At 73.8% G+C, this 16,871-nt stretch carries 18 protein-coding genes; 7 read left to right on the top strand and 11 right to left on the bottom strand.

The window, feature by feature from the left end:
• Positions 1–44: 44 nt before the first annotated feature.
• A complete protein-coding gene (locus ACFVUY_RS09950; protein ID WP_387728727.1) occupies positions 45–614 on the bottom strand; it encodes a hypothetical protein in 570 nt (189 codons plus the stop codon).
• A gap of 38 nt (positions 615–652) precedes the next feature.
• Entirely contained in the window at positions 653–2,608 is a 1,956-nt protein-coding gene (locus ACFVUY_RS09945) for an ABC1 kinase family protein (RefSeq protein WP_387728725.1), read from the bottom strand.
• A gap of 406 nt (positions 2,609–3,014) precedes the next feature.
• Between ACFVUY_RS09945 and ACFVUY_RS09940 the strand changes: the two genes are divergently transcribed.
• Entirely contained in the window at positions 3,015–4,838 is a 1,824-nt protein-coding gene (locus tag ACFVUY_RS09940; protein ID WP_387728723.1) for a BTAD domain-containing putative transcriptional regulator, read from the top strand.
• Positions 4,839–4,877: 39 nt separating this feature from the next.
• Here ACFVUY_RS09940 and ACFVUY_RS09935 read toward each other — a convergent pair whose 3' ends face one another.
• On the bottom strand, positions 4,878–5,036 hold the full coding sequence (locus ACFVUY_RS09935; RefSeq protein WP_363383304.1) for a hypothetical protein: 159 nt from the start codon (positions 5,034–5,036) through the stop codon (positions 4,878–4,880).
• A gap of 166 nt (positions 5,037–5,202) precedes the next feature.
• Between ACFVUY_RS09935 and ACFVUY_RS09930 the strand changes: the two genes are divergently transcribed.
• Positions 5,203–6,822 carry a tryptophan halogenase family protein gene (locus ACFVUY_RS09930; protein WP_387728721.1) on the top strand — a complete coding sequence of 540 codons (1,620 nt, stop codon included), beginning with the start codon at positions 5,203–5,205 and terminating at the stop codon, positions 6,820–6,822.
• Positions 6,823–6,859: 37 nt separating this feature from the next.
• Complete coding sequence (locus tag ACFVUY_RS09925; protein ID WP_387728719.1) at positions 6,860–6,982, top strand: hypothetical protein; 123 nt, start codon at positions 6,860–6,862, stop codon at positions 6,980–6,982.
• A 36-nt stretch (positions 6,983–7,018) separates the two neighbouring features.
• Here ACFVUY_RS09925 and ACFVUY_RS09920 read toward each other — a convergent pair whose 3' ends face one another.
• Positions 7,019–8,407 (bottom strand): NADP-dependent succinic semialdehyde dehydrogenase, encoded by a 1,389-nt coding sequence (locus ACFVUY_RS09920; protein WP_380553738.1) that lies wholly within the window; start codon positions 8,405–8,407, stop codon positions 7,019–7,021.
• Between the two features lie 120 nt (positions 8,408–8,527).
• Positions 8,528–8,809, bottom strand: a complete 282-nt coding sequence (locus ACFVUY_RS09915) for a DUF6158 family protein (RefSeq protein ID WP_359909119.1) — start codon at positions 8,807–8,809, stop codon at positions 8,528–8,530.
• A 143-nt stretch (positions 8,810–8,952) separates the two neighbouring features.
• Between ACFVUY_RS09915 and ACFVUY_RS09910 the strand changes: the two genes are divergently transcribed.
• Positions 8,953–9,936, top strand: coding sequence for an adenosine deaminase (locus tag ACFVUY_RS09910; RefSeq protein WP_387686822.1), 984 nt, complete (start codon positions 8,953–8,955; stop codon positions 9,934–9,936).
• 25 nt (positions 9,937–9,961) lie between these two features.
• On the opposite strand, the gene ACFVUY_RS09905 is transcribed toward ACFVUY_RS09910, so the two are convergent.
• The 5 genes from ACFVUY_RS09905 to ACFVUY_RS09885 all read right to left on the bottom strand — a co-directional run bounded on the left by ACFVUY_RS09905 (position 9,962) and on the right by ACFVUY_RS09885 (position 13,329).
• Positions 9,962–10,546 (bottom strand): dihydrofolate reductase family protein, encoded by a 585-nt coding sequence (locus ACFVUY_RS09905; RefSeq protein ID WP_387728714.1) that lies wholly within the window; start codon positions 10,544–10,546, stop codon positions 9,962–9,964.
• 62 nt (positions 10,547–10,608) lie between these two features.
• The gene (locus ACFVUY_RS09900; RefSeq protein ID WP_359909128.1) at positions 10,609–11,229 is read right to left on the bottom strand and encodes a vitamin K epoxide reductase family protein; all 621 of its coding nucleotides are present in this window, start codon (positions 11,227–11,229) and stop codon (positions 10,609–10,611) included.
• The gene (locus tag ACFVUY_RS09895) at positions 11,226–12,017 is read right to left on the bottom strand and encodes a DsbA family protein (protein WP_387728712.1); all 792 of its coding nucleotides are present in this window, start codon (positions 12,015–12,017) and stop codon (positions 11,226–11,228) included. The genes ACFVUY_RS09900 and ACFVUY_RS09895 overlap by 4 nt, the downstream gene beginning before the upstream one ends.
• Positions 12,018–12,118: 101 nt before the next feature.
• The gene (locus ACFVUY_RS09890) at positions 12,119–12,778 is read right to left on the bottom strand and encodes a hypothetical protein (RefSeq protein WP_387686816.1); all 660 of its coding nucleotides are present in this window, start codon (positions 12,776–12,778) and stop codon (positions 12,119–12,121) included.
• A gap of 98 nt (positions 12,779–12,876) precedes the next feature.
• Positions 12,877–13,329, bottom strand: coding sequence for an SRPBCC family protein (locus ACFVUY_RS09885; protein ID WP_387686814.1), 453 nt, complete (start codon positions 13,327–13,329; stop codon positions 12,877–12,879).
• Between the two features lie 132 nt (positions 13,330–13,461).
• On the opposite strand from ACFVUY_RS09885, the gene ACFVUY_RS09880 reads away from it, so the two are divergent.
• Positions 13,462–14,331, top strand: coding sequence for an Fpg/Nei family DNA glycosylase (locus ACFVUY_RS09880; RefSeq protein WP_387686812.1), 870 nt, complete (start codon positions 13,462–13,464; stop codon positions 14,329–14,331).
• Between the two features lie 51 nt (positions 14,332–14,382).
• Here ACFVUY_RS09880 and ACFVUY_RS09875 read toward each other — a convergent pair whose 3' ends face one another.
• Positions 14,383–15,243: an SAM-dependent methyltransferase gene (locus tag ACFVUY_RS09875; protein ID WP_387686810.1), complete on the bottom strand. Its 861-nt coding sequence runs from the start codon at positions 15,241–15,243 to the stop codon at positions 14,383–14,385.
• Positions 15,244–15,742: 499 nt separating this feature from the next.
• Here ACFVUY_RS09875 and ACFVUY_RS09870 point away from each other — a divergent pair, with 499 nt between their 5' ends.
• The gene (locus ACFVUY_RS09870; protein ID WP_387728710.1) at positions 15,743–16,360 is read left to right on the top strand and encodes a polysaccharide deacetylase family protein; all 618 of its coding nucleotides are present in this window, start codon (positions 15,743–15,745) and stop codon (positions 16,358–16,360) included.
• Between the two features lie 166 nt (positions 16,361–16,526).
• Positions 16,527–16,853, top strand: a complete 327-nt coding sequence (locus ACFVUY_RS09865) for a hypothetical protein (RefSeq protein WP_387686803.1) — start codon at positions 16,527–16,529, stop codon at positions 16,851–16,853.
• The last annotated feature ends 18 nt before the right edge of the window (positions 16,854–16,871 follow it).

Genomic DNA, 16,871 nt, shown 5'->3' with positions numbered 1-16,871 from the left:
CGAGCGGCCGGTACCCTGTCGGGGGGTACCGGCCGCTCGCTGTGTCACACTCGCTCGCGCGACTTCCGGTAGTGCTGGACCAGGACGAGCGCGAACAGCAGCCCGCCGAGCAGGAAGTAGCCCTCGACCACCCGCATCGACCAGATCGTGTAGGCCGACGGCTGCGCCACCCCGAACACCTTCTCGTTGGTCTGCCCGGTCATGCTCTGCGGCAGCATCCCGAGTCCCCAGCGCACTACCAGCAGCACGGCGGCGATCCACGCGCTCGCCGTCACGGTCCACAGCGGCGCCCCCGTCCGCCAGGCCGTCCGCACCCGGGTCGCGGCCGCGACCCTGCCGACCGCACCGAGCGTGCGCTCCCGCCACACCGGGAGGAGCAGGGCCGGCGGGACGACCGTGCCCCAGAGGCACATCCCGGTGACCACCAGGTCGTAGGCGAGGAAGCCGGGGCTGCTGGACATGTCGATGTTCTCGCCGTCGCCCAGGCCGAAGGTGCCGCCGAGCGCCCAGTAGAGGTGGAAGAGGGCGAACACGAAGGACCACAGGGCGGTGGCATGTGCCGCCCAGGTGGCCGGCCGGGCGGTGGCCGGCACGGTTCGGTCGACTGCGGTCATCGGTACTCCAGGAGTTGGTCGGGGACGGTGGGAGAGGGTCAGCGCTGGGCGCGGAAGATCGAGAACACCACCCGGAGCACCAGCACGCTGCTGATCACCAGGAGGTTGTAGCCGAGCACCTGGAAGAGCTGGAGCGAGTGCCCGAGGACGGGACCGCCGGAGGTGCCGACCAGCAGCACCCCGATCAGGCCGAGGGTGCCGCCGAGGAAGGTGAGCAGCACCTCGTGCACCAGGGTGCGGACGAAGCGGCGGTCCCGTTCGTCGGCGAGCAGGCGCACCTGCACGCCGAGCCGCCCGTGCTCCAGCGCGTTGGTGATCCGCTCCAGCCGGCGCGGCATCCGGCGCAGCATCGGTGCGAGCGACAGCGCCTCCTCGACGAGGACCTCGCCGAGCGCCTTCGGGGTGAGCCTGCGCCGCAGCTGGTCACGGGCGAAGCCCTTCGCCTGGGTGACGATGTCGAAGCCGGGGACGAGCAGTTCCGTCGAGCCCTCCAGGGTGGCCAGCGCGCGGAACGCGGCGGCGATGTCCGGTGGGCAGGTGAGGCCGTGCCGGGCGACCAGCAGGAACAGGTCGGCGAACATCTCGCGGTCGGGGCGCACGCCCGGCGTCAGGTGCCGGGCCATGAACCGGCCGAGAGCGCGCTCCAGCCGGGCCTCGTCGATCTCCTCGTCCCGGTCGACGAGTTCGAGCAGCGCGTCGCACAGGGCCACCGGGTCGCTGCGGTGGATGGCCAGCAGCAGGTTGCGCAGCGAGGCGCGCAGCATCCGGTCCACCCGGCCGACCGAGCCGAAGTCGAGCAGCCCGAGCCGGCCGTCCGGGAGCAGCATGATGTTGCCGGGGTGCGGGTCGGCGTGGAACACCCCGCCGAGCATGATCTGTTGGAGCACGCACTCCACCAGCTGCCGGGCCAGCGCGGCGCGGTCCGCCTCGTCGCCGGGCAGCGCGGCCCCGGCGCTGCCGAGGGTCACCCCGTCCATCCAGGCCAGCACCAGCACCCGTCGGCTGGAGTGCTCCTCGTGCACCTCGGGCAGCAGCACCCCGGTGGGGGCGTCGGAGCGCTCGGCCCCGGCCCGGACGGCGGCCGTGTTGCGGGCCTCGACGCGGAAGTCCAGCTCTTCGTGGAGCGAGCGGGCGAAGCCGTCCGCCAGCTCCAGCGCGCCGACGCTGCGGCCCCACTCGGTGTGCTCCTCCAGCTTGCGGCTGATCCGGAACAGGATGTCGAGGTCCTGCTGCACGGTGGCCCGCGTGCCCGGGCGCTGCACCTTCACCACCACCCGCTCGCCGGAGTGCAGGGCGGCCCGGTGCACCTGGGCGATCGACCCGGCCGCCAGCGGCTCCCGGTCGAAGGAGGCGAACACCTCGGAGACCGGCCGGCCCAGCTCCTCGGCCAGCACCTGCTGGATCTCGTCCCAGGGCTCGGGGGCGACCTGGTGCTGCAGCCGGGTCAGCTCCTCGACGAACTCGGGCGGCAGCAGGTCGTAGCGGGTGGAGAGCAGCTGGCCCATCTTCACGAAGGTGGCCCCGGCCTCCTCCAGCGCCAGCCGCAGCGACACCGCCAGCGCGGCCCGCTCGGAGGCGGCGCTCGGGCCGGCGCTGCGGCCGCGCCCGCGCAGCCAGCGCCCGAGCCCGTGCCGCACCGCGATCCGGCTCAGCTCGGTGTAGCGGCGGCCCCGGGCAAGCCGGCGGCGGACGGCCTGCGGCCAGCGCACCACGCCGGATATCGAGCCGCTGGGCAGCACGACCTCGGACAGCGCGAGGAAGGCCGTCGAGACCAGTACCGCGCAGCTGAGCTGCACGGTGATCAGGGCACCGCGCCGGGAGTCCCCCATGGCCGCGCCGATCACGGCGGCCGCGCCGAGGCCGACCAGGCTGGTCAGCAGCGCCCGGGTGCGGCCGATCCGCAGCCCGAGCAGGCGACGGGCCCCGGCCGAGAGAACGGCGATGGTGAGCAGCAGGACGACGAAGGACAGGACCAGGAACAGGGCCAGTTGCATGAGCGGCGGGGGCCCGCCCGTGTGCCGGGGGGTCGGGCCGTGCCTCCTTTCGCGCAGTCAGGTGGCGGCCGGGCGAACACCCGTGCGGGGGGCGAAAGCCGGAGGGCGAACTGCCGCCCGGGCCATTCAGCATCGCACTTCGCGGCAGGTCCGAGCGGGGGCGGCGGCCGTGCGGCACGATGCTGTCCCCTAGCTGTCCCCGGGGGTTTCGGGCCGGCACCCGGGCCTGATTCCGGTGGCAGCTTCCTGAAGCATTTCTTGTCGTGTCCGATGCGATTCTGTTACCAACGAACACGTCGGCGATGAACGCCGCTCGAACGCGCCGCGGCCGCGGCCGGAGGGAGTCAACCGGTGGTTGCCGCGCGGCCCGCTCGGCGCTCGGCGGCGCCCGGGGAGGGGGGACGGCATGGAGTTACGGATTCTCGGCCCGGTGGACGTGCTGGACGGCGGCCGGGAGGTGCCGCTGGACGGCGCGAAGCAGCGCACCGTGCTGGCCGCCCTGCTGCTCGCCGAGGGCCGGCTGCTGCCGGACGAACGGCTCAGCACGCTGCTCTGGGGCTGCGACCCGCCGGCCACCCGCAACGCCCAGCTGTACACCTACGTCTCCCGGCTCCGCGGTCGGCTCGGCCCGGAGGTCGCTCTGCTCCGCCGCCCCCCCGGCTACCGGCTGGACCTCGGCACGGCCACCTTCGACCTGCACGCCTTCGAGCGCGCCGCCGAGCAGGGCCGCGCCGAACTCGCCGCCGGCCGGCCCCGCCGCGCGGCCGAACTGCTGTGCGCCGCCCTCGCGCACTGGCGCGGCACCCCGCTGGCCGGCACCACCGAGCACCTGACCGGCCGTGAACTGCCCCGGCTGGAGGAGCTGCGGCTGACCGCCCTGGAGCACCGGATCGACGCCGAGCTCGAACTCGGCCGGCACGACGCCCTGGTGGCCGAACTGACCAGCCTGGTCGCCGAGCATCCGGTCCGTGAGAAGCTGCGCGGCCAGCTGATGACCGCCCTGCACCGCTGCGGCCGGCAGGCGGACGCGCTCGGCGTCTATCAGCACGGCCGTCGGCTGCTCGTCGAGGAACTGGGCGTCGACCCGGGCCCCGGCCTGCGGGCCCTGCACCGGGCCGTTCTGCACGGCGAACTGTCCGCCCCGGCCGCCGCGCCCGCCGCCGTCGAGTCCGCGCCGGTCACCCTCTGGACCGGCCTGCCCCCCGCGACGCTGCCCGCAGCCGACCCGGACTTCACCGGGCGTGCGGACGAACTCGCCCTGCTGCGCGCCCGGTTGCGGCCCGACCCGGCACCCGGCCCGGTCACCGTGGTCACCGGCCCGCCCGGGGTGGGCAAGTCCGCGCTCGCCGTCCGCGCCGCCCGGTTGGCCCGCTGCGACTTCCCGGACGGCCAGCTGTACGCGGACCTGCGCGCCCGGCAGGCCCGCCCCCGCGATCCGACAGGGGTGCTGGGCTCGTTCCTGCGCGCGCTCGGCGCCCACCCCCGGGAGATCCCGGACGGCCTGGACGAGCGCGTCCAGCTGTTCCGCAGCCGGCTGGCCGGCCGGCGGCTGCTTCTGGTGCTGGACGACGCGGCCGACGAACGGCAGGTCCGCCCGCTGCTGCCCGGCGACGGGCCCTGCCGCACCCTGGTCACCAGCCGCAGTCCGCTGGCCGCGGTCGAGGGCAGCCGTGCGCTTCAGCTCGGCCCGCTGGAGTTCCCGGACGCCTACCAGTTGCTCGCCACCGTCGCCGGTCGAGAGCGGGTGGCCGCCGACCCGGCCTCGGCTGCCCGGATCGTCGAACTGTGCGACCGGCTGCCGCTCGCGCTGCGGATCAGCGCGGCCCGGCTGGCCACCCACCCGCATTGGTCGACCGCCGCCCTCGCCGACCGGCTCGAACCGCCCGACCGGCGGCTGAACGAACTGCGGCTCGGCGACCTGGACGTCCGGGAGAGCCTGCGCCCCGGCCACCGCGCCCTTCCCCCGGCCGCCCGGATCGTGCTGCACCTGCTGGCCCGGGCCAGCGCGAGCACCTTCACGGCGCGCGGGGCGGCGGCCCTGCTCGGGATCGGCGAACCGACGGCCGCGGACCTGCTCGACGCCCTGGCCGAGGCCCGGCTGCTGGCCGTCTCGGCGGAGCCCCGCCCGGTGTTCCAACTGACGTCGCTGGTCCGGCTGTTCGCTGCCGAACTGCCAATCGGCGACATCGTCGGGGCGGTCCCGGAACGGATCAGGGCGCTGGCCGGCTGATCCCCGGCCGCGCCACGGTCCGGTGCCGTGGTCTTCCGGTCAGCCGCAGCCGCCGGCGTGCCCGAAGTCCAGGCCGCGCCCGGCGGCCGGCTCGTACCGCTCCGGCTGTTCCCGGAACTCCCGGTCCGGGCCGTCGGGGATTCCCGCGCCGTTCTGCTCCGCCACGCGGAGCTCGGTCGGGGCGGTGTTCTGTTCCATGGCGTCCTCCCGGGGCCGGTTGTGGCGGTGCTTTCGGTCCGCCGCTCCGAGCTTCGGTCCCCGAGCTATGAATTCCGTATATTCCGGCGGGCGGCCCGCGATATGGCTGCGCCATAGCCCGCCCCCGCACGCTGGGCCGACGGTCGAGGAGCGGAGGGGAACGGCGATGGAGGCCCGGATCGCGAGCGTGGTGGTGCTGGGCGGAGGCCCGGCCGGCTGGATGACGGCGGCCCATCTCAGAGCGGCGCTGCAGGGCACCGTGTCGGTGACCGTCCTGGAGGAGCCCGAGACGGCCGGCGACGCCGGGATCGAGGCGGCTCTGCCGGCCCTGCAGGACTCCTTCTTCGACCCGCTCGGCATCGCCGAGGACGACTGGATGCGCGCGTGCGACGCCTCCTTCGGGACGGCCGTGCGGTTCGTCAACTGGCGAACTCCCGGCGCCGGCCGCCCGGACGCCCGGCAGTTGCCGCAGGGCGGCCCCGACGCCTTCTACCTCCCGTACGGGCCGCTGCCCGAGCACGACCGGCTCCCGCTCTCGCACTACTGGTTCAACCGTCACCAGCACGGCGTCACCGCCGTGCCCTTCGACCACGCCTGTTTCCGGGAGCCCCCGCTGCTGGACGCCCGGCGCTCCCCGCGCTGGATGGACGGCAGCCGGGCCACCCATTACGGCTGGCACCTCGACCGGGCCCGGCTGACCGACTTCCTGCGCCGCCACGCCACCACCGAGCTGGGAGTGCTCAGGGTGCCGGGCACCCTGGCCCGGGTCGACCTGGACGCCAACGGCTACCTGGAGACGCTGCACACCACCGCCGGCGAGGCGCTGAGCGGCGACCTCTTCGTCGACTGCTCCGGTCCGCGCGCCCGGTTGCTGCGCCAGGCGATGGCCGAGCCCTACCTCGACCTCGGCGACCAGCCGTGCGACCGCGCGGTGACCGTTCGGCTGCCGCACGACGACTACGCGCTCGGCATCGAACCGTACCGCACGGTGATCGCGATGCCGTCCGGCTGGGCCGGGAAGGTCCCGCTGCTCGGCCGGTTCGAGTCCAGCTACGTCTACGCCGGCGCCTTCGCCGACGCCGGCACCGCCACCGAGCAGCTGTGCCGCCTCTGGGGCCTGGACCCGGACCGCGCCGAGGTCGCCGAGACGGTCTTCCGGGCCGGGCGCACCCGCCGCGCCTGGGTGCGCAACTGCGTCGGCATCGGTGCGAGCGCGGGCCTGCTGGACCCGCTGGAGCCGACCGCGCTGCACTTCGTCGTCAGCGCGCTCCAGCAGTTGGTGCGCCACTTCCCGGCGGGTGCCTTCACCCCGGCCCTGCTGGACGGTTTCAACCGCGCGGTGGCCACCGAGTTCGACGAGGCCCGGGACTTCGTCCAGGCGCATTACGCCTGCGCGCCGCGCACCGACACCCCGTTCTGGCGCGCCCACCGGGAGATCGACGTCCCGGCGAGCCTGCGCGCCAAGACCGTCGCCTACCGGGCCGGGCTGCCGCTGGGCGCCCCGCCGGCCGAAGAGCGGCCGTACCGCGGCGGCGGCGCCCCCGAACCGGGTCGGCTCTGGTCCAACGCCGGCTACTGCGCCGTGCTGGCCGGGCTCGGCGTGGAGCCGGACGCCCCGCTGCCCGCGCTGGCCCACCGGCCGGAGTCGGTGCGCGGTGCCGAGCCGCTGTTCGACCGGATCGAGCGTCAGCAGCGGAACCTGGTGGACACCCTGCCGGACGCCCACGACTACCTGCGCCACCTGCACGGCTGGTCGGTCGCCGGACGTCCGCGCCCCAGGGGCTGAGCGCTGCGCGAAGTCTCCGATCCGGGCGGATCCGGGCGTGAGCCTGCTGCAGGTGCTGGTGCCGATGGCGGTCTTCCGGGGCCTGACGCTCATCGCGATGGGCGGCGTGATCGCCCGCTGGATGACCCCCGGGCCGGGCCGGCACCGCATGGCGTCCTGACCCGGCCGGGACGGGCACGGGGCCGGGAGGTCCGGCTCAGCCGATCCACACCGTGGTGACGTTGCAGAACTCCCGGATCCCGTGCCCGGACAGCTCCCGCCCGAACCCGGAGCGCTTGACGCCGCCGAACGGCAGCGCCGGGTGGGAGGCCGTCATGCCGTTGAAGAACACCCCGCCGGCCTGGATGTCCCGGACGAAGCGCTCCCGCTCGGCCTCGTCGGTGGTCCAGACGTTGGAGCTGAGCCCGAACGGCGAGTCGTTGGCGGCCGCCACCGCCTCGTCCAGGTCGGCCACCCGGTGGACGGTGGCGACCGGGCCGAAGGTCTCCTCCTGGTGGATCCGCATCGCCGGGGTGATGCCGGTCAGCACGGTGGGCTCGAAGAACCAGCCGGTGTCCCAGCCCTCCGGGCGTCCGCCGCCGCACTCCACCCGGGCGCCGCGGGTGCGGGCGTCCTCGACCAGCTCCTCCAGGTCGTCCCGGCCCTGGCGGCTGGCCAGCGGGCCGACGTCGGTGTCCTCGTCCATCGGGTCGCCGACCTTCAGCGCCCGCATCGCCTCGGTGAAGGCGGCGGTGAAGCGCTCGTACACGTCGGTGTGCACGATGAAGCGCTTGGCGGCGATGCAGGACTGGCCGTTGTTCTGCACCCGGGCCCGGACGGCGGTGCGCACCGCGGCGTCCAGGTCGGCGCTCGGCAGCACGACGAACGGGTCGCTGCCGCCCAGCTCCAGGACGGCCTTCTTGACCTCGTCCGCCGCGGTGGCCGCGACCGCCCGCCCGGCCGGCTCGCTGCCGGTGAGGGTGACGGCGGTGACCCTGCGGTCCCGGATCACGCCCTCGACCGCGCCCGAGCCGATCAGCAGCGTCTGGAAGCAGCCCTCCGGGAAGCCGGCCCGCCGGAACAGCTCCTCGATCGCCAGCGCGGTGCGCGGCACGTTGGACGCGTGCTTGAGCAGGCCGACGTTGCCCGCCATCAGGGCCGGCGCGGCGAACCGGACGACCTGCCAGAGCGGAAAGTTCCACGGCATCACGGCCAGCACCGGGCCGAGAGGGCGGTAGCGGACGTAGGCGCGGGTGGCCCCGGAGTCGGCGACGTCGGCCGGGGCCGGGTGCTCGTCGGCGAGCAGCGCCTCGGCGTTGTCCGCGTACCAGCGCATCGCCTTGGCGCACTTGGCGGCCTCGGCGCGGGAGGCGGCGAGCGGCTTGCCCATCTCCTCGGTCATGGTGCGGGCGACCGCCTCCTGCTCCCGGTCCAGCAGGTCGGCGGCGCGGTGCATCAGTTCGGCGCGGGCGGCGAAGGTGGTGCCGCGGTAGCCGTGGAAGGCGGCCTCGGCGCGGGCCAGCCGCCGCTCGATGCCGGCCGCGTCGAGCGGTTCGAAGGTCTGGAGGGTCTCGCCGGTCGCGGGGTTGACGCTGGCGATGGGCATGCGGGGCTCCCAGGTGGGTCGGGGTCCGGTGCGTCTGCCCTCACACCCTCCCTGACCGTCCGGCTCCGGGCACGCCTCGGCGCGCCCGGCGTGTCCCGGCGGGCGGGCGCTCCGCTCCGCTCACTCCGGCAGCGACTCCACCCGGGCGGCCGCCTCCCGGGCCCTGGCCCCGGCCCTGGTCCGGGCCGCGGTGACCTGCCGGCCGGGGAAGCGGTGCAGGAACTCGGCCTCCAGCTCCCCGGTGCGCAGCGTGTGCCGCTTCAGCGCCTCCTCCGAGCCGTACAGGAAGGTCTCGTGGCGCGTGCGGTGGAGCTGTTCCAGCTCGTGCAGGAGCGTGTCGTTGCCCAGGGCGTGCGGGGAGATGCCCGCGGGCCGGATGTGCGGGTCGTCGGCGTGCCGCATCTCGGTGCCTCCTCGGCGGAAGTCCCCTCCTCCAGGGTGCCCGGGGACCGTCGCGGCTGCACCCGGCCGGTGGGCGCGGCTCGTAGGATGAATCCTTCCGCGTTCCTCAGAAACCATCCCGCCGACGCTCGGACAGATCGCACATGCCGCTTCCCAAGGCCGAACTCCACCTGCACATCGAAGGCACCCTGGAGCCCGAACTCGCCTTCGAACTCGCCGCCCGCAACGGCGTAGAGCTGCCGTACGCCGACACCGAGGCGCTGCGCGAGGCGTACTCCTTCAGCGACCTCCAGTCCTTCCTGGACCTCTACTACGCGCTGATGGCCGTGCTGCGCACCGAGGACGACTTCACCGACCTGGCCGACGCCTACCTGGCCCGGGCCGCCGAGCAGGGCGTCCGCCACGCGGAGATCTTCTTCGACCCGCAGGCGCACACCGCGCGCGGGGTCCCGCTGGGCGCGGTGGTGGACGGACTGACCCGGGCGCTGGAGCGCGGCGAGGAGCGGTACGGCATCAGCGCCCAGCTGATCATGTGCTTCCTGCGGGACGAGTCGGCCGAGTCCGCGCTGGAGACCTTCGAGGCCGCCCGCCCGTACTTCGACCGGATCACCGGCATCGGCCTGGACTCCGCCGAGGTCGGCCACCCGCCGGTGAAGTTCCGCGAGGTGTACCGCCGGGCCGCCGAGGCCGGGCTGCGAAGGGTCGCCCACGCGGGCGAGGAGGGCCCCGCCGCGTACATCACCGAGGCGCTGGACGTCCTCGGCGTCGAGCGGATCGACCACGGGCTGCGCTGCCTGGAGGACGGCGAGCTGGTCGCCCGCCTGGTGCGCGAGCAGATCCCGCTGACCCTCTGCCCGCTCTCCAACGTCCGGCTGCGCTGCATCGATACCCTCGCCGACCACCCGCTGGACGAGATGCTGGAGGCCGGGCTGCTGGTCACCGTCAACTCCGACGACCCGGCGTACTTCGGCGGCTACGTGGAGGACAACTTCCGCGCCGTGCGCGAGGCCCTCGCCCTCGACCAGGAGGCCCTGCGCCGGCTGGCGGCCAACTCCTTCCGCGCCTCCTTCATCAGCGAGCGTCGCCGGGCCGAGCTGCTCGCCGAGGTCGAGGCGTACGTCTTCTGACCCGCCCGTCCGTCGCGCCGGCCCGTCACCCGTCCAGGGGCGACGGGCCGACGCGCTCGTAGCGCAGCAGCGTCACGCCGTTGGTGAAGCGGTGGGTCTCGGCCAGGGCGAGCGGGGTGGGGTGGTCGGTCGGGCGGAAGAAGAGAGTGCCGCGGCCGAGCACGACGGGGTGGACGTAGAGCCGGAACTCGTCGATCAGGTCGAGGGCGAGGAAGGACTCGGCCAGGTTCGCGCCGCTGAGGCAGAGGTCGCCGCCGGGGCCGGCGGTGAGGGCGGCGACCGACTCCGGGGTGACCTCGTGGACGACGGTGGTGTTCCAGTCGGCGCGGTCGAGGGTGCGGGAGAAGACGGTCTTCGGCATGGCGCGCCAGATGCCCGCGAACTCGGCCGTCGGACCGTCGGCGGCCGGGTCCTGGTCGGCGGTGGGCCAGACGGAGGCCATCAGCTCGTGCGTCACCCGGCCGGAGACGAAACCACCCATTCGGGCGAGCTCGCGATTGAAGTGGGTGTGCACCTCGTCGTCGACGAGATTCCAGCCGAGGTCGTGGTCCGGGCCCTCGAAGTAGCCGTCCACGGACAGGGAGACGAAGAGGACGATCCTGCGGCGCATCGGCGGCCTCACCGGGAGACGGTCCGCCGCCCCTGCCGCGGGGGAAGGGGCGGCGGACGGGATCAGATCAGGGTGCTCCAGTAGTACCAGAACCGGTTGAGGATCAGCAGCGCGATCACCGCGTACCAGAGGGCCGGGACGACCCAGTGGTAGCGGGCCGCCTCCCGGACGGCCGTCCGCAGCCGCGGGCCCACCGGGATCACGCCCGAGCGCAGGTTGTGCAGCGTGGTGTACCAGAACAGCGGGATCACCGCGGCCCACACCACCATGCAGTACGGGCAGAGCGCGCCGATCCGGTACAGCGCCTGGTACATCAGCCAGGTCACGAAGCCGACCCCGAACACCGTCCCGGCCTGCAGGCCGAGCCAGAACCAGCGCCGGAACGCCGCCCCCGCGAGCAGCCCGGCACCGACCGCGACGACCACCCCGAACGCGACCAGCCCGATCAGCGAGTTGGGGAAGCCGAAGGCCTCCGCCTGCGCGCTGCGCATGATCGAACCGCAGCTGATGATCGGGTTGATGTTGCAGTTCGGGACGTAGGACGGGTCCTCCAGCAGCCGGATCTTGTCCAGGGTGAGGACCGCCGAGGCGAACAGGCCGACGGCGCCGCCGATCAGCAGCAGCCAGGCGAACGGGCGGCTCGCGCCGTACGTGGGCCGCACGGCGGGCGCGCCGGCCGTCATCCGGTCACCTGCTTGACCATCGCGGTGAACTGCTCGGGGGAGACGGCCTTGCCGTTGGAGAGGACGTCCAGCTTCCTGCCGTCCAGCTTGACGGTCGGCGTGCCGGTGACGTCGCTCTTGTTGAACTCCTCGTTGACCTTGGCCGCCCACGGCGCGTAGGTGCCGTCCTGGACGGCCTTCACGAAACCGTCGGTCTTCAGGCCGGGCACCTGGCCGGCCAGGTCCAGGATGTGGTTGACGTCGCCGAAGGCATCGCTGCGCTCGTCCGGCTGGTTGGCGTACAGCACGTCGTGGAAGGCCTTGAACTTGTCCACGCCCTCGTTCAGCGCGGCGCCGGCCGCGGCCAGCGCGGTGCGCGAGCCCTTGCCGCCGAGGTTGTTGTCCAGGAACGTCGCCAGGTGGTACTGGACCTTGTACGTGCCGTCGTCCGCGAGCTGCTGGATCGCCGTGCCGGTGGTGGTCTCCAGCTGCTCGCAGAACGGGCAGCGGAAGTCCTCGTAGACGTCCAGGGTGTGCGGGGCGTCGGCCTTGCCGTAGGTGATCACGGTGCCGTCGGTGCCGCTCGCGTTGGCCGGCACGACCAGCGGGCCGCTCGCGGCGCTCGAACCGGAGCCGGAGGAGCCGCCGACGGCGAAGGCCACGCCCGCCGCGAGGGCGAGGACGGCGACCGAGGCGCCGCCGACCACCACCCGGCGGCGCATGCGGTCGGAGCGCTCGGCCTGGGCGCGGGCGACGCGCATGCGGTCGGTGGCGGAGGCCTTCTTGGCGGTCTTGCGGGTGTTGCTCATGGGGTGTCGTCCTGTGCTCTCGGGCGTACGGGGCGGCGCGGCCCGTCGGGGCCTGCGCGGGGGAGAGAACAGCCGACCGAGCGGGCGGGGAGACCCGCGGCTCAGACGGCCAGGGCGAACACCGGCGGACCGCGCCGGACGGCCGGACGGACGACGACGTCCTCGGCGGGGACCAGCGCGCGGCTGGCCCGGGGGAACGGCACCCGCGCCGGCGGACGGGCCGGCAGCGGGGCGGCCAGCAGCCGCAGCCAGCGGGCGGCGGCCGGCAGATGGCGGTGCAGGAACTCGCCCACCATCCGGACGGCGCCGGCCAGGCAGCACAGCGCGGCGTCCGCACGGCGCAGCCAGTAGGCGCCGGCCAGCGCGATCACCGTGTGCAGCAGCAGGAGCAGCAGCACACCGGCCTGCGCGGAGACGCCGTGACCGAGCAGGAAACCGCCGAGCGAACCGCCACCGCACAGCAGCGGCCGGAGGCCGTGCCCGGCGCCGGGCGGCAGCGAGGGACACGTGCTCTGCGCGAGGTCGAACAGCGCGCCGGCGCCCAGCTCCAGGGGCAGGAACACCGCCGCGATCGCCGGGAAGCCGCGCTCGCGGCCGGCCAGCGAGAAGGCCACCGCGAAGACGGCGGCCGAGGCCAGCAGCATCGGGCCGACCGGCAGCGTGCGGCCGGTGACCAGCACCTGGCCGAGCCCGGCGAGCAGCACGACCAGCGCGGCGAAGACCGCCGCGCGGAGCGTCCTGGTGACCGGCCCGATGTCCATGGCACCCGAGTCTGCCACAGGTTGAAACCGAAACGGTCTGCCGGGCGGTGCGCTGTGAAGAGCCTCACCGCCCGCGCTGAGCTGGGCTTATCCGATGCTTACGGGTCGGCCCCGGCGGCGTTCACCCGCGCCTCGACCAGCTCCCGGAAATGGTCCAGATCCTCGCGCACCGCCCGCTCGATCGCCCCGGCCTGGGCGAAACCGCGCGGCCCGCCGAACTCGCGCCGCACCGCCTCCGGGTCGTACTCCACCCGGATCTGCAAGCGGGTGTGCCGGGCATCGAGCGGCAGCAGCGCGAAGGCGCCGCGCAGCGGGAGCGGATCCAGGGTCCGCCAGGCCATCACCCGGCCCCGGCCGCGGTCGGTGATCTCGGCATCGACCGAGTGCCGCTCGCCGTCGACCTCCACCCCGAGGTGCGCGAGGTTCCGGCCGTGCGGCTGGGCGCTGCTGACGCCGTCGACGAACCGGGGGTACTCGTGCACCCGGTGCAGTTGCTCCCAGGCGGCGAGGACGGGGGCGGCGATGTCGATCTGTTCCTCAAGGGTGCTCATGGTGCGCGGCACCTCCCTGGGTCCAGCGTGCGCCTCGGGGTGGGGGTGGGCAACGGGGGGTGGGGGTGGGGGCGCTCCTCTCGGGGGGCGAGTGGGGGTGCTGCTCTCGGTGGGGTGGGGGAGACTGGGCGCATGCCGGAGCTGCCCGAGGTCGAGGCGTTGAGTGTGTTCCTGTCCGAGCGGTTGATCGGGCGGGTGATCGCTCGGGTGCAGCCGGTGGCGATCAGTGCGTTGAAGACGTACGAACCGCCGGTGGCGGCGTTGGAGGGGCGGACGGTCGGGGCGGTGGGCAGGCGCGGGAAGTTCCTGGATGTCGAGGCCGAGGGGCTGCACCTGGTGGTTCACCTGGCCCGGGCCGGTTGGCTGCGGTGGAAGGAGGGCCTGCCCGTCGAGCCGCCGCGGCCGGGGCCGCGCAATCCGTTGGCGTTGCGGGTGCGGCTGGCGGGTGAGGCCGGGGACGGGTTCGACCTCACCGAGGCGGGGTCGAAGAAGGGGCTGGCGGTGTACGTGGTGCGGGATCCGGCCGAGGTGCCGGGGGTGGCCCGGCTCGGGCCGGACCCGCTGGATCCGGCGTTCACCCTGGCGGAGTTCGCGGCGCTGCTGCACGGCGAGCGGCGGCGGCTCAAGGGCGTGCTGCGGGACCAGGGTGTGCTGGCGGGGGTGGGCAACGCCTACTCGGACGAGGTGCTGCACGCGGCCCGGATGTCGCCGTACAAGCTCGCCGGGAGCCTGACGGAGGACGAGGTGGCCCGGCTGTACGAGGCGCTGGGCGGCACGCTGCGCGAGGCGGTGGAGCGTTCGCGCGGGCTGGCGGCGGGGGAGCTGAAGGCGGAGAAGAAGCTCGGGCTGCGGGTGCACGGCCGGACCGGTCAGCCCTGCCCGGTCTGCGGGGACACGATTCGTGAGGTGTCCTTCGCGGACTCCTCGTTCCAGTACTGCCCGACCTGCCAGACCGGGGGCAGGCCGCTGGCGGACCGGCGGCTGTCGCGGCTGCTGAAGTGACGGCCGCGGTGGGTGGGACGGCTCGCGGCCGTCCCACCCGGCGTTCGTCGGTCAGCGCTTGATGGCGACGCCGCCCCAGTAGTACGCGGCCTTCGGGTCGGCCGGGGGCTCGCCGTCCGGGCGCCAGGCCAGCACCGGGGCGACGCCCGGCTCGACCAGGTCCCAGCCGTCGAAGAAGCGGACCACGTCGTCGTAGCCGCGCGGCACCAGGGTCATCCCGCCGGCCCGGGCGGCTTCGGCGACCTTGCCGACGGCCTCCGGGTCGAAGTCCGGGGTCGGGGTGGTCAGGGCGATGCAGCTGCCGGCCGGAAGGGCGTCGCGCAGCGCGGCGACCCGGCCCCACGGGTCGTCCTCGTCGGCGATCAGCATCAGGACGGCGATCATCAGCAGGCCGACCGGCTGGGTGAGGTCGAGGGTGGCGGTCAGCGCCGGGTCGGCGAACAGCTCCTCGGGCTTGCGCAGGTCGGCGTGGATGTAGGTGGTGCGGCTGGCCGGGCTGGAGACCATCAGCGCGCGGGCGTGGGCGAGCACGATCGGGTCGTTGTCGACGTAGACCACCCGGGTCCCGGGGCTGACCGCCTCGGCGATCTCGTGGGTGTTCGGCGAGGTCGGGATGCCGGTGCCGAGGTCGAGGAACTGGCGGATGCCGTGCTCCCGGGCCAGGTAGCGCACGGCCCGGCCCTGGAACGCCCGGTTGGCCTTGGCCATCGCCTTGACGCTGGGAACGGCCTGCTCGATGGCCTGCCCCATGGCGCGGTCCGGCGGGAAGTTGGTCTTCCCGCCCAGCCAGTAGTCGTACACGCGCGCAGAGTGCGGGGCGGTGGTGTCGACGCCGAAACGTTCCCACTGGCTGAGCTCGGGGGAGTCGTCGTCCTGCGGGCCCGGGCGGGGGGAGTCCTGACTTGTCGTCATGGCCACGTCCTCTGATGGCAGATCATCACACTGGGGAAGGCACAGCGTAGCGGTCCGGACAGGAGGTGGAGCGTCCGGTCGGGGAAGATCCGTGGAAGATCTTCGGAAGCGGGGTGGACGGCCGGTGGCCCTGGGCCGTCGGAGTGGTGATCGGGGCCGTCGGAGTTGCCCCCGGGAGGGGCGGTGACGGCCGGGGCATGCATCCACAATGCTGTCAGATCGTCAGATTACTTCGCGCAGATTGCTACTGGTTGCGGCGGGAATGTCCCTCCTGGGCACGGCTGCCGGATGTCGGAGCTACGTGGGCGGCGGGGAGGGCGGAGCCGCGGACGGGGCGGGCGGCGCCGCCGCCCGGTCCGCCCCGGCGGGGCCCGAGTGGGCGCCGGGAGGGCCGGGTGCCGTGCCGGCCACGGCAGCCGCGCCGTCGGTGGTCCCGGGGGGCACGCCGTCCGCGGCGTCCTCGTCGGCGCCGCCGTCCGCCGCGCCGAGTGCGGTGCCCGTGAGCCGCGTGCTCACCGAGGCGGAGGCCAAGCCGGTGTACGAACTGGACCCGGAGCGGCGGGTGGTGGCGCTCACCATCGACGACGGCCCGGACCCCCGCCACACGCCGACCGTGCTGACGCTGTTGGAGCAGTACGGGATCAGGGCGACGTTCTTCCTGATCGGCGAGAACGTGGTCGAGCACCCCGCCCTGGTCCGGGAGATCGCGGACCGCGGCCACCACATCGCCAACCACACCTGGACCCACCCGGACCTGCGGCACCTGTCCGAGGCCAAGGTGCGGGACGAGCTGGAGCGCACCTCCGACCTGCTGCACCGCACCACCGGCCGGCAGCCCACCTGGTTCCGCGCGCCGGGCGGGGACTGGTCCGCGGCTTCGCTCAAGGTGGCCGCCGACCTCGGGATGCGGAACATGGCCTGGTCGGTGGACCCGAGGGACTGGGCCCGGCCCGGCACCTCGGCGATCATCGACCGGATCCTCAAGAACGTCCGGCCCGGGTCGATCGTGCTCAACCACGACGGCGGCGGGGACCGCTCGCAGACGGTGGCGGCGCTGAAGGCGTACCTGCCGGTGCTCGTCGACTCGGGGTACTACTTCACCGCTCCGCCGAACTGACGGGGTTTCCGGTGACCCTCCACAGGGTGACGGGTAGCGGTTTTAACCCTTAAACCACTCGAATAGGTGGATTAGAAGAACCGTTTTTGCGGATTTTGGGCCTCTAGGGTGATCTCGCACCGATGAATCCGGGTACCGCCGGGTACCACCTGAAAGGCCCTCACCCATGCGTCTCCGCAACGCCGTGCTCGCCGCCGCCAGCGCCGTCGCCCTCGTCCTCGCCGTTCCCTTCTCCGCCAACGCCGCGGAGGGCGATTTCCTCTACAAGGTCGGCCCCGGGGTCATCACCGGCCTCGCCGACCCGCGGAGCGGCGAGTGCATCGACCTGCCGTGGACGACCGAGGACGCTCCGGGCTTCGCGCCGGAGAACCTCACCCGCTCCACGGCCACGGTCTACCTGGACTTCGGCTGCGAGGGTGACGTGTTCTACGTCATGAACCCCGGCAAGAAGCTCGGCGACCGGCTGAAGCTGCGCTCCGTCGTCTTCTCCTGAGCGGACCGTCACCGCCGA

This window comes from Kitasatospora sp. NPDC058063, from assembly GCF_042885395.1.
GTDB classification, from domain to species: domain Bacteria; phylum Actinomycetota; class Actinomycetes; order Streptomycetales; family Streptomycetaceae; genus Kitasatospora; species Kitasatospora lactacystinica.
This window is presented reverse-complemented; position numbering and strand designations above follow the sequence as displayed.